The sequence below is a fragment of the Oceanobacillus alkalisoli genome (assembly GCF_021556485.1).
Taxonomy (GTDB): Bacteria; Bacillota; Bacilli; order Bacillales; family Amphibacillaceae; genus Oceanobacillus; species Oceanobacillus alkalisoli.
The window spans coordinates 21,088-34,767 of record NZ_JAKGBW010000008.1; the positions used below are offsets into that span (position 1 = coordinate 21,088).

The following is a 13,680-nucleotide window of genomic DNA, read 5'->3' on the forward strand; positions in this document are numbered from 1 at the left end:
CCACCTTTGACACTTGCCATCTTTACTTCTTCATCGATACCTACATACGGAATAAAGAAATCCTTCCCTTCATCAAATAATAACGTTAGCAACTCTGAAGTGTAATAAAAGGGATCTCGGTAAACTATTCGCTGCTATCGAATAGTTCATAGAAGAATTCTGCTTTTTCTACTTCATTTTCGGATAAGTGGGTCAAGAGATCTTCGGCTGTTCCATCTGTCATTGCTACATATGCATTTATATTGACCCGCGGTTTACGAAACACTGAATCGAATGCTTGATAAATATTTTCCCTAGCAAGATCTTTTCCCAAAATGACGGTTCTCCCTTTTGCTGGATCAAATGTACCGGCGATATTCCGGTCGACATGAAGACTTGCTTCCCTGATATTTCTTCCTTTTGCGCTTGTCATTATATTGGTTACCGAACGCTCTTCCCTGCTCGATTGTCCAATATTTAAATCCCGAACGAAAGAGCTCTTTATAACATGATTCTGTTATTTCATGCAGGAAGCGGTGTATGTTGTTCACGTTCTTCATTCTTTTTCGTAGGTATTTGTAATAATGAAATTAAGAAAAAGGGAAGGTGATAAATATGTTGAAAGTGGATCATATAACAAAGGCATACGGAAAAAAGACAGCTTTAGCAAATGTCTCGCTGGAGATTCCGCCGGGTAACTGTTTTGGTTTGGTTGGTCCGAATGGAGCCGGGAAATCGACACTTCTGAAAATCATTGCAAAAGTCATCCGTGATTATCAAGGGAAGGTTCGGCAAGCAGATATGGATAGGACGATTGGTTATGTTCCCCAAGAAATAGCACTTGAAGAAACGGTCACCGCACAGGATAATCTTTTATTTTTCGGTAAACTATATGGACTTTCTCGGGAAGCGTTGAGATTACGGATAGCAGAAGTGCTTGAAGAAATAGGTCTTACGGAGCGGGCGAAGGATAAAGTCGTGACCTTTTCGGGTGGAATGAAGCGGCGGTTGAATATCGGCTGTGCTTTATTGCACCAACCCGATCTCATCATAATGGATGAGCCGACGGTCGGAATCGATCCCCAGTCTCGTCAGTATATATTTCAAATGATTGAGCAATTGAAGCAAAAGGGGACGACAATTATTTATGCGAGCCATTATATGGAAGAGATTGAACGGATTTGTGATGAAGCTGTCTTTCTTGATCACGGGGAAGTGATAGAAAGCGGAGAGATTTCAGCGATATTGCAAAAACATGGTACCCCTTCGATTTTTGTCCGCGGGGAAGACTGTCTGCCGGAGGAAATCGAAAAGCTTGGAGATATTCAGGAAAAAGAAGAAGGCTATCTGCTTATCACCTCTGCTCCACTGCACGCAATGGAGTTAATTGTTGGTTATTGTAAACAGAACGGCACTTATCCTGAACGCCTGGAGCTTGCGAAACCGCGACTTGAAGATGTTTTCTTTTCATTAACAGGAAACCTATTAAGGGAATAAAGGGAGGAGATCATTATGAAAGCGATCATGAAGCTAGAGTTAAAAAAGAACATGCAGGATAGGGGAATGATTTTCTGGACGCTAGTATTACCACTATTATTCACGGTGTTATTTATTTCCGTGTTTACTTCAGGACTTAATGAAGCCGAGAGTCGGCCTGTGATCTTGACGATTGTTCCAGGATACACGGTAATGTTCGTCTTTTTTATTATGATAACGATGACAGAGTCGCTGATAAAGGATCAAAATAACGGTCTCGTTGCCCGAATTGCAAGTACGCCGCTTTCTCGTAATTTATATTTACTGGGCAAATGGATTCCCTACATGTATATCGTTTTTATACAGATCGTTATTTTGTTATTGTTTGGAAAGCTCGTTTATAATGTTCCACTTGAGCAGTTGTTTAATATTATTGTATTGGCACTTGTGCTGACATTCATGGTGACTGGAGTAGGTCTGGCGCTGGCCATTCTTGTAAAAACAACAAATATGGGAATTGCGCTTACTCAGGTTCTTGCTTTAGGCGGAGCGGTGCTTGGCGGCTTGTGGATGCCAGTCGATATGATGCCTGATTTCATACAGACAATCAGCCGATTCACACCACAGTATTGGGGACATCAAGGATTGCAAGCAGCGATGGCCGGAACACTCGAGATAGGTGATTTCCTTAAAACCTCAAGTATTCTGCTTGGCTTCGGTATTGTTGGTTTTATCCTTGCAGTTGTCAGGTATCCGAACTTTCTTAAACGAACAACGGGATAGGGGGAGCTTCATGAAAATCAATATCGATATTGATGACCAATATGATGAACCTTCCATTACGATTCAAACGAATGAATGGACGGAAGAGTTAGAGGAAATTGTGATGATTTTAAAGCGGAAAAACAGGAAGCGTATATTCGGGGTGGAGGATGAGCAAACCATCCTCCTTGATCCGAAACGGATTGATTTTGTCTATGCGGAGAGTCGGAAAGTGTTCGCCTGTATGGGCAAACGACAAGTGGAGATTCGAATGAAATTATATGAAGTGGAGGAGTTGCTCTATCCCCATCAATTCATGCGCTTTTCTAAATCCGTTATTGGTAACTTGAGTAGAATTGAACGGTTTGAATTAGCCTTCAATGGGAATCTCTGTGTGTATTTTCAATCGGGAAACAAAGAGTATATTACAAAAAAATATGTGGGGGCAATAAAGAAAAAGTTGGAGATGGGAGGTAAGAGCCAATGATAGCCGAGGCAATTAAAAGGATTATGACCGGAATAGCTTTTGGAGGTATTGTAACCTTCATTGCTTTAACAATCGTAATGTGGACAGGGACGGAGACTACCGTTTTTAAAATTTGGTTTTACATGCTGCTATCTTTCATCCTTGGTATTTACTTTGGTTTGTCTTCTCTAATTTTTGTGGAAAATGGAATGAGTATGCTCAAGCAGACAATCATCCACTATTGCATGTCGGTAGTTTTTTATTTCATCATTGCTCTGGTAGGTGGCTGGGTGCCATTGACATTTATTGCGATGCTCGTGACAACACTTTTATTTACGGTCGTTTATTCGATATTCTGGACCGCTTATTATCTCTACTATAAAAAAGTAGAAGAGAATTTGAATGCAAGTTTAAATTGGAGCAGGGAACCAGAAGAACAATGATTTCCATTAATTCCTGTATAAATAATTTCCTGCGATACAAACTAGCTGTAAGAAGGTGAGGCGTGGGGTCAGAGCATTTGTCCCGGAGACAAATGCTCTGACCCCACGTCCCAATGAAATGGAGGAAAATGGATGGGTTTGTTGGAGAAGATAAAAAAGGGGAACACGTCGTCTGGTGTTGCTGCGGTTGGGAATATTTTTCTTGCTGGAATTAAGGCGGTTGCAGCTTCCATTAGTGGAAGCGGGACGATGTTTGCTTCTGCCATGCATTCTCTCGCTGATTCGATAAACCAGGGATTTGTGTTTTTTGGAAGTGTGCTTGCTGAACTCCCGCCCACGAAACGATTTCCGACAGGATTTGGCAGAGTCATAAATATTTTTTGCATGATTGCTGTTGTAGTCGTAACTATCATGGCTTATGAAACAATTAAAGAAGGCTGGCATTTATTGCAACACCCAATAGAGGCGACAAACTTTTTCCTTAACATCATCATTCTTCTCATTTCATTTTTCGTAGATGGCTTTATATTAGTCAAGGCTATGAAGGAAATCCGCGATGAAACAGGCACTGCAGAAAAAGGTGGACTCATTCGTACTGCGTTCCAACAAGTTCGAAAGGCGGCACCAGCAACTCGTCTCGTCTTTTATGAAGATTTAGTTGCGACATTCAGCGCCGTCTTAGCGATTATTGGAATTGTGCTCGCCCAATTTTTCAATGTACTTGCAGCAGATGGAATCGCATCCATCATTATTGGAATCTTGATGCTTTATGTAGCATACCGAGTTGGCTATGATAATATGGCCGGATTAATTGGAGTTGCTGCACCAGCTGAAGTGGAAGAGAATATCACCAATATCATCCTTGGACATAAAGATATAGTTGATATTCAACAAATACGCATTATACAGGAGGGGCGGCTTTACCATGTCGAAGGGACGATTGAATTACGAAAAGGAATGATGCTGGACGAAGCCGACGATGTACAAATTCATCTGAGAAATATGCTCTTGAATCAGCCTGATGTAGCTGATGTTGTTCTAGGTATCCTTGAAGATGACGGAAAAATCAATTGGAAATAATAAAAATAATCACCTTGAATTCATTGGGTGATTATTTTTATATTGAAAGAATTTAATGAATCTCATAATACGTATTTAATGTTTCATCATCACCATATGTAGTTGAGTTGGTTCGTTCCCAACTATATATGGTGATGATGAAGCCGACTTTGGTAATTAAGAAATTCATTCAATTAGTCCGTTATTTGTTTATTTAACCTTTTTGTTAGCGGAAATTCATTGATTGTTCATCGTTTGTTCATAATACTCCTGTATGTGAATGCGTTCTTGTGATAGATTAGAATATGTGAGAAATAAATACGTTATAAGCAGTTGATAAGATTAAAAGGAGCCGGACGAATGTGTAAATACGCTTACCGGTCACTTGGAATCTATTAATCTCCTGTTTATCGTGAATAATAAGGAGGAAAAATAATGAAGTTCAGATTTCCACTTGGTATGGTGTTAGCTGCAATCATTTTTACGTTAATTGCAACACCAGTATCTGCGCAAATCGCAGACGGTACATATCAAGTGCCTTATGAAATGAAGGAACAGAGCAGTGACAACACGTCCATTGCCGATGGATATTTTGTTAGTCCTGCTACTTTGACGGTGGAAAATGGTGTACAGACTGTTTCGTTAACGGTAACTGGCAGTAATTATATCGAATCCCTTTCCACACCTGCTGGGGCAGTCAATGTAGTAAGCGAAGACTCCGCCAATGAAACGAGAACCGTGAGTTTTCGTGTAGATGGAGATCTATCTCAACCTTTAAACATGGACATGCATATTGTTGTTCCAGATTTATATGATACGGTCCATACAGCTCGTGCAGTATTCAATGCCAGCGGATTACCGCAAGCTGGTGCACAAGCAAGCACAGATGCAGGCGAGACAAGTACTTCCGGCGAAACTAGCGGTGCAACAGATGAATCTACAGCAAACGTCGGTGGCGAAGTAGTTGAAAATCCAAAAACTGGAGAGGAAACGCCAATCGTATTGTACACTGTCCTTTTATTAGTATCGGGAATCGCATTGATTTCCATTTGGAAATTCCGACCTGCACGTAACTAATTGAAGATACAAGGGAGAGAATGAAATGAGAAAATGGTTTCTTGCTTTAATTGTCGCATTATTAGCGCTGCCGTTATTCGGCACGTCTGTATTTGCGGAAGAGGAAGTTGTTTATGAGGACGGAGAGTATACAATAAATGCAGTAGCTCTTAAAAAAGATTCAGATGACCCTTCTGGTGCAGCTGGTTTCATAGATGAAAAAGCTGTATTGAAGATAGTGGATGGAAAAGCTACTCTGGTTATTACAGTGCCGCATAATGAAATGGCTGAAGTTACAGGTATTCAAATTGAAGGAATCGAAGCTACTGTAACCGAGGATGATGCTGCAAGGTCTATGGCATTTCCACTGGAAACTGTTAAAGCAGAACTTCACGCTCAAGTACAATATGAGGTTCCAGCGATTGGCATGAAAGGTGACGAACCATTCCGATTTATTTTAGAAAGATTGGACGAAATACCAGTTGTTGAAGAAGAACCAGAAGAAGATCCGACACCTGAACAACCAGAAGACCCTGCTGAACCGGAAGAGCCAGCAGAGCAGCCTGAAGAAGAACCAACTGAACCGGAGCAGCCAACAGAACCGGAAGATGAAAATGAGGCGGATGAAGAAGAAAAAGTGGATTCGGAATTCACTCCAGAGGAAGCATACACAATTACGTATGAATCCGATATTGCTCTAGATCGTTACTTCCATAACCCAGCTGCATTACTATATAAAGATGGAAAAACATATATCCAAATTGTTGGTAACATGGGACAGTTTATTGATTATCTGACAATCAATGGTGAGAAAGTCACGTTAAGTAATGTAGATAATAATGATCATTACATTGCCCAGTTCGAAGTTACTTCACTCGATGCAACATATGAACTTGGTATGTACATAGACACTCCGATGGGCTATATGGAACATACTGCAGAGATTTCGTTTGTAGAAGATACGAAACAGGAAGTCGACGTGGATAATTACACTCTATTAGCACCGGAGCAAGGTGAGAAGCCAGAAGAAAAACCTGAAGAAAAAGCTCCAGAAGAAGATGAAGACAAAGAAGAAACACCTAAAGAAGACGAAGATAAAAATAAAGAAAAGCCGACAAAACCTGAGAACCCTGCAAATGATGATAAAGACAACAAAGAAACACCTAAAGCACCAAAAAAAGACGATGGTCTAGTTCCAGATAAAGCGTACGAAATTAATTATGAAATCAAACATGAAACAGAGGATCGTCCATCTGCTGCAGACAGTTTCTTTGTTAAACCAGCTATTCTTTTAGAAAAAGATGGTGTCTACTACTTGCAGATCACTGTTAATGGAAGCGAATATATCAACTCTATCAAAAATGAGTTTGGCGAGTTTGTTTTCGTTCGGGAAAATATGGATGGTTCTGTTGTTTACCAGCTTAAGATTGACGGTAAATTAACGGATGAAATTATGCTTGATATGCTGCTTACAGTTCCAGGCGTTTATGAAAACCAAGCGCATTCTGCAAGACTCATACTTGATCCAAGCAGTATGAAAGCTATCGATGCAAGTAACTATCTGTTAGTTGCTTCCACAAATGAAAACGGTCCTGACGCTGAAAATGCCCAAGATCCGGAAGAAAATGCAGATGTAGCTCCAGAAGAAGATAATATTAAACCTGGTGGAAACAAACCTGGTAATAACAAACTGGATCCAAACACACCGGAAAAACCGCAATTTGGCAATTCAGATAACAATGGCGGCAAATCAACAAATACGAACACAAACTCAAGCGGACTTAACCCTAAAACAGGGGAAGAAACAAATGTCATGTTGTACATGCTGCTATTGATTGCATCTGCAATCCCATTAGCTGTTCAACTAAAAAGACGCTTTGTGTAAATAGGAACGAATATTATTTGTTCCAAGTGCAAGACGGGGCATGCAGAACCTGGCAAATGTCAGGTTCTGAATTGTCCCGACTTGTATTTTAACTCCCCAACTCTCTAGCGCTTCGGATTATTTCTCCTTCTATCCTTATATACATAATGATGCGCAACTTTTTAAACAGAGGTGTAAAGAATGAAAAATAAACTATATGTATGTTTAATGCTTTTATTTATTATTGTCTTAGCGGCTTGTGGATCGGATGAATCAGCAGCGAACTCTGATGCGAGTGCAGGCAAAGAGGAAGACGCAGAAACAACAGAGGAAACGGGGGCAGACGAAGAGGCTGAAGAAGCGGAACCGGCCCTCGAAACAGATGGTGATATCATCGCAACAACCGTAGCAATCGTAGAAATGATGGACGCACTGGAATTGGATCTTGTAGGGGTTCCGACATCTTATAAAGATCTCCCGGCCCGTTATGACGGTGTTACGGAAATCGGTATGGCAATGGATCCCGATATGGAAACGATCCTTTCCTTAAAACCGACAGATGTGCTTACCGTAACGACATTGACTGATTATGTACAGGATTCCTTTTCAGAAACAGACGTACCAGCTACATATATGAATTTAGATAGTGTTGAAAATATGTATGAAGAAATTGAGGCGCTTGGCGACAAATATAACCGGGAAGAGCATGCAGCTGAACTCGTTACAGATTTTGAAGAGAAATTAGCGGAAGTTGAAGCAAAGATTGAAGGAAAAGAATCTCCGAAAGTACTTATCCTTCTAGGTGTTCCCGGCAGTTACCTCGTCGCAACGGAAAATTCCTATGTTGGTGACTTGGTGCGCCGCGCCGGCGGAACCAATGCGATTGAGGATACAGACCTAGAGTACGTATCTGCAAATACAGAAGTATTACAACAGACCGATGCGGATATTATTTTACGAATGTCCCACGGGATGCCAGATGAAGTAGTGGAAATGTTTCATAAAGAGTTCCAAGAAAATGACATTTGGAGTCACTTTAAAGCAGTTCAAAACGATCGGGTCTATGATTTGGAAGAAACTCGTTTTGGTACTACAGCTAACCTTGCAGCCGTGGAAGCGCTCGAAGAGTTAGTTGGATTACTTCACCGGGAATTAGCAGAGTAGGGCTTACGAAAGAGGTTTTTTAGATGTACAAAAAGTTAATCAGTTTCATTGCCGTGCTTGGCTTGCTTCTCTTTGTAAGTCTTTATTCCATGATCACGGGCAGTATTGAAATTAGTCTAAGAGAACTTATTACTGGATTATTTACAGGTACGAATGAAAATGTGGAAATTATAAAAGACTTGCGCTTGCCACGGATTATTATCGCTTTGTTTGCAGGTGCTTGTCTCTCGGTTTCCGGTGTGCTCTTACAGGCCGTTTTACGGAACCCGCTTGCAGAACCGGGTATAATTGGGGTATCTTCAGGTGCAGGATTCGTTTCGATTGTGATGATCACCTTTTTCCCGACACTTTATTTCTATACGCCATTATTCTCTTTCATCGGTGGGGCGGCAGCATTCTTGCTCGTTTATCTGTTTGCATGGAAGTCTGGGCTCGATCCGCTCCGGATGATTCTCATCGGGGTCGCGATTAACGCATTGTTCACTGGACTTAGTCAATTGTTATCCGCGCAAAATGCAAGCAGCCTGATGTCAGGTATTTCCGTTGATGCATCGACACTCACGATGAAGACTTGGGATGATGTGGGGATTATCGTACTGTACGGGACGATTGGGCTTCTGCTCAGCCTGCTGCTCTATGCATGGTGTAACCATTTAGGCTTAAAGGATAAAACGTTGCGTAACCTCGGTTTCCAAGTGAACCGAGCGCGATTCACCATCTCTGTTGTCGCAGTCCTGCTTGCATCGATTGCAACAGCGATTGCTGGGATGTTCACCTTTGTCGGCCTGCTTGTCCCGCATATCGGACGTGTGCTCGTCGGTAATGACCATAAAGTGTTGATTCCGTTTTCAGCACTTGCGGGTGCTTTGCTTATTGTAACAGCAGACACGTTAGGACGGACAATCATGGCGCCAATTGAGATTCCGGCATCGATCATTATGGCCGTAATTGGTGGACCATTCCTGATATTCCTACTTAGAAAGAGTGATCGGATTTATGGAAATTAAAGATATAACTTTTGCCTATCAGGATAAAGTAGTAAGACTGCATGGGATTGAAACTGGTATTACGCCAGGGAAAATTACGACGATACTCGGCCCGAATGGTTCGGGAAAGTCAACGCTTCTTGGCGTCCTTACGAATAATCTCGCGCCCCAAAAGGGCAAGGTCATCTTAGATGGAAAAGTGATTAAACAATATAAACCGAAAGAACTTGCGAAAAAGCTTGGGGTAGTGCATCAGCAAAATAGCGCCCCGTCCGGGATGACGGTCGAGAAGCTTGTTTATTACGGAAGACTTCCCCACAAGCAAGCCTTCACGCAGCACGGAGACAAGGATGCGGAGAAGGTGGCCTGGGCGCTGGAACGTACCGGATTAATCGAAAAGCGCCATGCTCCGTTAGACAACCTATCCGGCGGTCAGCAACAACGGGCATGGATTGCGATGGCACTTGCCCAGGATACACCGTATTTATTTTTAGATGAACCAACTGCCAACTTGGATATCTTTTACCAATACGAAATACTTGAACTGGTAAAGGAGCTTTGTAAAGAGGAAGGACTCACGATTGTGATGGTACTCCATGATATCAATCAGGCGGTTCAATACAGCCATGAAATCATTGCGATGAAAAACGGCCGGATCATTTCCCATGGTAATCCAAGGGATATCGTAACAAGGCAATTGATGCAGGATGTGTATGGTGTAAATGTCGTTGTCAAAGATGACCCAGAGCTCGGCATGTATATCGTGCCGATTGGGATTTAACCGACTTAGGTGAGGTGGATGTTATGAACAATAAATTGAAACGTATACTGTCAATTGGAGTTACCCTCGTATGTGCAGGGGTTTTTGTCTATGCGGCCCATGGATTAATCAGTACGTATCTTGATTATCACAACAACAGTAAAACAATGGATGATCTCCAGCAGACTTTTTATGAAGGTGGAGGTTTTACGGAATGGGCGGATAATGACGGCGATGAGCTGAACGTCCGTTCCGGTTTCGATGTTTTGCTGGAAGAAAATGAAGAATTGGTTGGCTGGATTACAATCGACGGGACGCAAATAGATTATCCAATCCTTCAATCCGATAATAACTTTGATTATTTACGTCATGATTTTCATAATGACTATAATATTCTCGGCAGTATTTTTATGGATTTCCGGAATGATATTACATCTCTCGGTAAAAATACGATTGTTTATGGCCACCGGACGAAGGACCAATCGATGTTTGAAGGCTTGACGAAATACGAGGATCAGGCATTTTTTGAAGAGCATCAATCATTCACCTTTGATACGTTGTACGACAGTTATGAAGCGGAAATCTTTGCTGTTTATAATACGACGACGGATTTCAATTATATTCAAACCGACTTTGCAAATGATGAGGATTTTGACGCGTTATTAAATAAAATTGACGGGCATTCCTTGTATGACACAGGTGTGGATGTCACTGCAGATGATCATATCCTCACGTTATCGACATGTGATTATGAGTTGGATGAATTAACAGGAAGATTCGTTGTCCAGGCGAAGTTGACGAAAAAAGATAGTGGAGCGGTGCAGGCCGCGAAGTAAAAATCAGCAGGTCACTCATGGGAAGAATTCTTATGAGTGACCTGCTGATTTTTATTAGGATAATGAAAGACTTGTTTTGTACTCTTAGATTAAAGTGGGCGCTTAGGAGGGCTTTAAATAACCGAATGATACTCTTCCATCGAGGAAGCGTCGTTTATCGTGCCTTTAATTGCCTAGATGATGCTCTTATACTAGTTTCACCGTCGTTTATCAAGCTTTTAATCACCCCATCGACGCTCTTTTAACGACCAAATGTAATTTACAACCCGGCGTATTACAACCTACAGCAATCCAATCCACTGCCAATACGTGGCACTGAAAATAATAATGAGGAGATAGCCAATGACAGTTAATGGTATTCCGGATTTCAGGAAATCTTTTACCGTAAAGGTTCCTGTTCCGTAAGCAAGCATACTTTGCGGTGCGTTCACTGGAAGCAGGAATCCGAAGCTGACGACGAACTGCATAATAAGTACAAGCCCAATTGCGTTAAAGCTCGTTGCTTCCATACTGCCTGCAAGAGCGATGACGATTGGAATGAATGCAGAAGCAAGACTTGTTGCACTTGCAAAGCCAAGGTGGATCAGTATATTAAAAGCAGCAAGCAATGCAATCATCATCACGAGTGACATCGAATTAATTCCCATGGCTTCAAAGGAGTTTGCTGATAACCAGGATGCTCCTTCTGTCGACAAAAGAACAGTTCCAAGCGATACACCTGTAGCAAAAACAATCAATGTTCCCCAAGGCACTTTTTGTTGAACTTCTTTCCAGCCAAAAATTCCAACAATCGGAGTCAGCATGACAGCTACAGCGACAATCATAATTGTCGTGGAGTCGAATGGGTGAAGCAATCCTTCTGTTGACCAGAGGATAAGCAGGGCGAGTGCGATAATAATGAGTTTCATTTCTTTACCTGACATTTTACCCAACGCTTCTAGCTGTTTTTTAAGACTGATTCCTTGCGATATATCTGGAATATCAGGTTTGATGAGTCGGGTCATGACAAAATACAAGACAAATGACATGATAATCGCCCAAGGAGCTGCGTATAGGAACCATGCTCCCCATGTGATATCCATTCCGTATTCAGCTTGAATAAACCCTAAAGCGACCATATTCTGGGCAGCTGCTGTTTTAATCCCGATATTCCAGATTGAAATAGACTGCACAGCTGTAATCATTAATAAAGCCGCAAGCCTACTTTCTTTTGCTAGTCCAAAAGCTGCAACAATTCCGAGTAAAATCGGTACGAGCGTTCCAGCTCTTGCAGTTGCACTTGGGACAAACAGCGCTAAAATGAAACTCACTAGAATCGTTCCCATTACGAGTCTGCCAGGTTGTGTACCTACTTTAGATAAGATGTATAAAGCGATCCGCCGGTGCAGTCCGGTAATCTCCATCGCTGCTGCAAGAACGAGTGCGCCACCGACGAGCAGGACAGCAGTAGAGCTGAATCCCCCAATTGCCAAACTAAGAGCTTGGCTTGTGCCGTATGTTACCGATGGGTCTTCAATTGTCGGGGATAAACCGATGAATAATGCAAGTAAACTGACGATCATCACCGCGCTTACTGGATATGTTACAGCTTCCGTTATCCAGAGAATGACAGCAAATGCGAGCACTGCGAGTGCACGTTGTCCGGCTACAGGTAATGTTTCCGGGTTAGGTAAGAACAAGATGATGAACATGACAGCAGTTGCGATAAGTAGAATGACGAAACTTTTCTTATTGATCTTCATGTGCTGATTCCTCCTCGAAATCGAACAGTGTCTATTGGCATGATCTGATTCTAGCTTCATTATACAGTAAGGAAAGGTGCTTACCTGACATCTCTCTGACAATTTGTTAAACTTTTACGACTAATTTACACTTCCCTAAAGTTGTAAAAGGAAAACGGAAACAGAAAAAAGGTTAAGCCATGTAGGGCCTAACCTTTTGAGTTCATTTATTATACTTTAAAGCACCATTTGGTTCTGGAATTTCGTTTGGTTCGAGCTGGTTCATTTTACAGAAATGCAAAAAGAATTCTTCCGCAAGTTGTTTTTCATTTGGATCTTTTTTGAGTGATACGATATCTCTCAAAATTTGTGCAGCCCAAATATTATCGAAATAACGATATTTCCCAGTGTTCCATGTCATGCGGTGCGGGTATTTTTCATTAATATAATAATTCCAAAACAGCATGTCTTCGGCTTCTTCGTCGGAAAGTTTTAATCGAAGTTCAGAATGAGCAGGAATGAGCCCGTCTTCTGCGAGTCTCCCGATAAATGTTTCTTCTACCATGTATAGCCCGACGATTTTACGTTCGTTTTCATCTTCTTCATCATCCCGTTTGGTAAGCAACACGAGGCTGTTTTGATGGAGACGAACGGGCTTGTTCGGATTCCCTTTGTTTTTACCGCTTCTAATTTCGCCAGCGAATACTTGCCAATCGGCAAATGCTTGCTCTTCTTCTGTATCCTCAAGCCAAAATACAAGTTGGGATTTTTCATGAAGCCGGTGGTTTTTCAATAATTTCTTAAGTTCATTCTTGCGTTGCTGTTCTAAAATACGCTGTGCTTGTTCTTCTTCCCGTTCTTTTTCCAGTTGTTCCTGTTTTGCTTCAAACTTTGTAATAGCTTGTTTTAATGTTGCTTGTGCTGAATCATCCTTGAGCTTTAAAAACTTTCCAAAGGCATCAGGAAAAACAAACTTCTTCGTTTCCTTATCAAAATCAATCGTTACAAACTCATCATCTTGGTCCACAATATTACCTTTACCGAAACTTTTGTGCATGACCTTTTTGTCAATCAGATTCATTTTTCCACTCCTTTAGATTATGCCCAC

14 protein-coding genes are annotated in these 13,680 nt (G+C 41.5%); 11 read left to right on the forward strand and 3 right to left on the reverse strand.

What is annotated here, in order from left to right:
• Window positions 1-124 precede the first annotated feature (124 nt).
• Window positions 125-484: a Ger(x)C family spore germination protein gene (locus LZD48_RS09545; protein ID WP_438822756.1), complete on the reverse strand. Its 360-nt coding sequence runs from the start codon at window positions 482-484 to the stop codon at window positions 125-127.
• A 110-nt stretch (window positions 485-594) separates the two neighbouring features.
• Here LZD48_RS09545 and LZD48_RS09550 point away from each other — a divergent pair, with 110 nt between their 5' ends.
• From LZD48_RS09550 to srtB, 11 genes are all read left to right on the forward strand, one after another.
• Window positions 595-1,476: an ABC transporter ATP-binding protein gene (locus LZD48_RS09550; protein WP_235762513.1), complete on the forward strand. Its 882-nt coding sequence runs from the start codon at window positions 595-597 to the stop codon at window positions 1,474-1,476.
• A gap of 15 nt (window positions 1,477-1,491) precedes the next feature.
• On the forward strand, window positions 1,492-2,238 hold the full coding sequence (locus LZD48_RS09555; RefSeq protein WP_235762514.1) for an ABC transporter permease: 747 nt from the start codon (window positions 1,492-1,494) through the stop codon (window positions 2,236-2,238).
• A 10-nt stretch (window positions 2,239-2,248) separates the two neighbouring features.
• Window positions 2,249-2,704, forward strand: a complete 456-nt coding sequence (locus tag LZD48_RS09560; RefSeq protein WP_235762515.1) for a LytTR family DNA-binding domain-containing protein — start codon at window positions 2,249-2,251, stop codon at window positions 2,702-2,704.
• On the forward strand, window positions 2,701-3,126 hold the full coding sequence (locus LZD48_RS09565; RefSeq protein WP_235762516.1) for a DUF3021 domain-containing protein: 426 nt from the start codon (window positions 2,701-2,703) through the stop codon (window positions 3,124-3,126). Before LZD48_RS09560 ends, LZD48_RS09565 begins: the two co-directional genes overlap by 4 nt.
• 132 nt (window positions 3,127-3,258) lie before the next feature.
• Window positions 3,259-4,206 (forward strand): cation diffusion facilitator family transporter, encoded by a 948-nt coding sequence (locus LZD48_RS09570; protein ID WP_235762517.1) that lies wholly within the window; start codon window positions 3,259-3,261, stop codon window positions 4,204-4,206.
• 414 nt (window positions 4,207-4,620) lie between these two features.
• Window positions 4,621-5,262, forward strand: a complete 642-nt coding sequence (locus LZD48_RS09575) for an NEAT domain-containing protein (protein ID WP_235762518.1) — start codon at window positions 4,621-4,623, stop codon at window positions 5,260-5,262.
• A 25-nt stretch (window positions 5,263-5,287) separates the two neighbouring features.
• Window positions 5,288-7,126 carry an NEAT domain-containing protein gene (locus tag LZD48_RS09580; RefSeq protein WP_235762519.1) on the forward strand — a complete coding sequence of 613 codons (1,839 nt, stop codon included), beginning with the start codon at window positions 5,288-5,290 and terminating at the stop codon, window positions 7,124-7,126.
• Window positions 7,127-7,306: 180 nt separating this feature from the next.
• On the forward strand, window positions 7,307-8,269 hold the full coding sequence (gene isdE, locus LZD48_RS09585; protein WP_235762520.1) for a heme ABC transporter substrate-binding protein IsdE: 963 nt from the start codon (window positions 7,307-7,309) through the stop codon (window positions 8,267-8,269).
• 23 nt (window positions 8,270-8,292) lie between these two features.
• The gene (locus LZD48_RS09590; protein ID WP_235762521.1) at window positions 8,293-9,276 is read left to right on the forward strand and encodes a FecCD family ABC transporter permease; all 984 of its coding nucleotides are present in this window, start codon (window positions 8,293-8,295) and stop codon (window positions 9,274-9,276) included.
• On the forward strand, window positions 9,266-10,036 hold the full coding sequence (locus LZD48_RS09595) for an ABC transporter ATP-binding protein (protein WP_235762522.1): 771 nt from the start codon (window positions 9,266-9,268) through the stop codon (window positions 10,034-10,036). Before LZD48_RS09590 ends, LZD48_RS09595 begins: the two co-directional genes overlap by 11 nt.
• Window positions 10,037-10,059: 23 nt before the next feature.
• On the forward strand, window positions 10,060-10,851 hold the full coding sequence (srtB, locus tag LZD48_RS09600; protein WP_235762523.1) for a class B sortase: 792 nt from the start codon (window positions 10,060-10,062) through the stop codon (window positions 10,849-10,851).
• Between the two features lie 281 nt (window positions 10,852-11,132).
• On the opposite strand, the gene LZD48_RS09605 is transcribed toward srtB, so the two are convergent.
• Together LZD48_RS09605 and LZD48_RS09610 are read right to left on the reverse strand one after the other, a co-directional pair.
• A complete protein-coding gene (locus LZD48_RS09605; protein WP_235762524.1) occupies window positions 11,133-12,593 on the reverse strand; it encodes a DASS family sodium-coupled anion symporter in 1,461 nt (486 codons plus the stop codon).
• A 202-nt stretch (window positions 12,594-12,795) separates the two neighbouring features.
• Window positions 12,796-13,653 (reverse strand): malate synthase, encoded by an 858-nt coding sequence (locus LZD48_RS09610; RefSeq protein WP_235762525.1) that lies wholly within the window; start codon window positions 13,651-13,653, stop codon window positions 12,796-12,798.
• Window positions 13,654-13,680 lie beyond the last annotated feature (27 nt).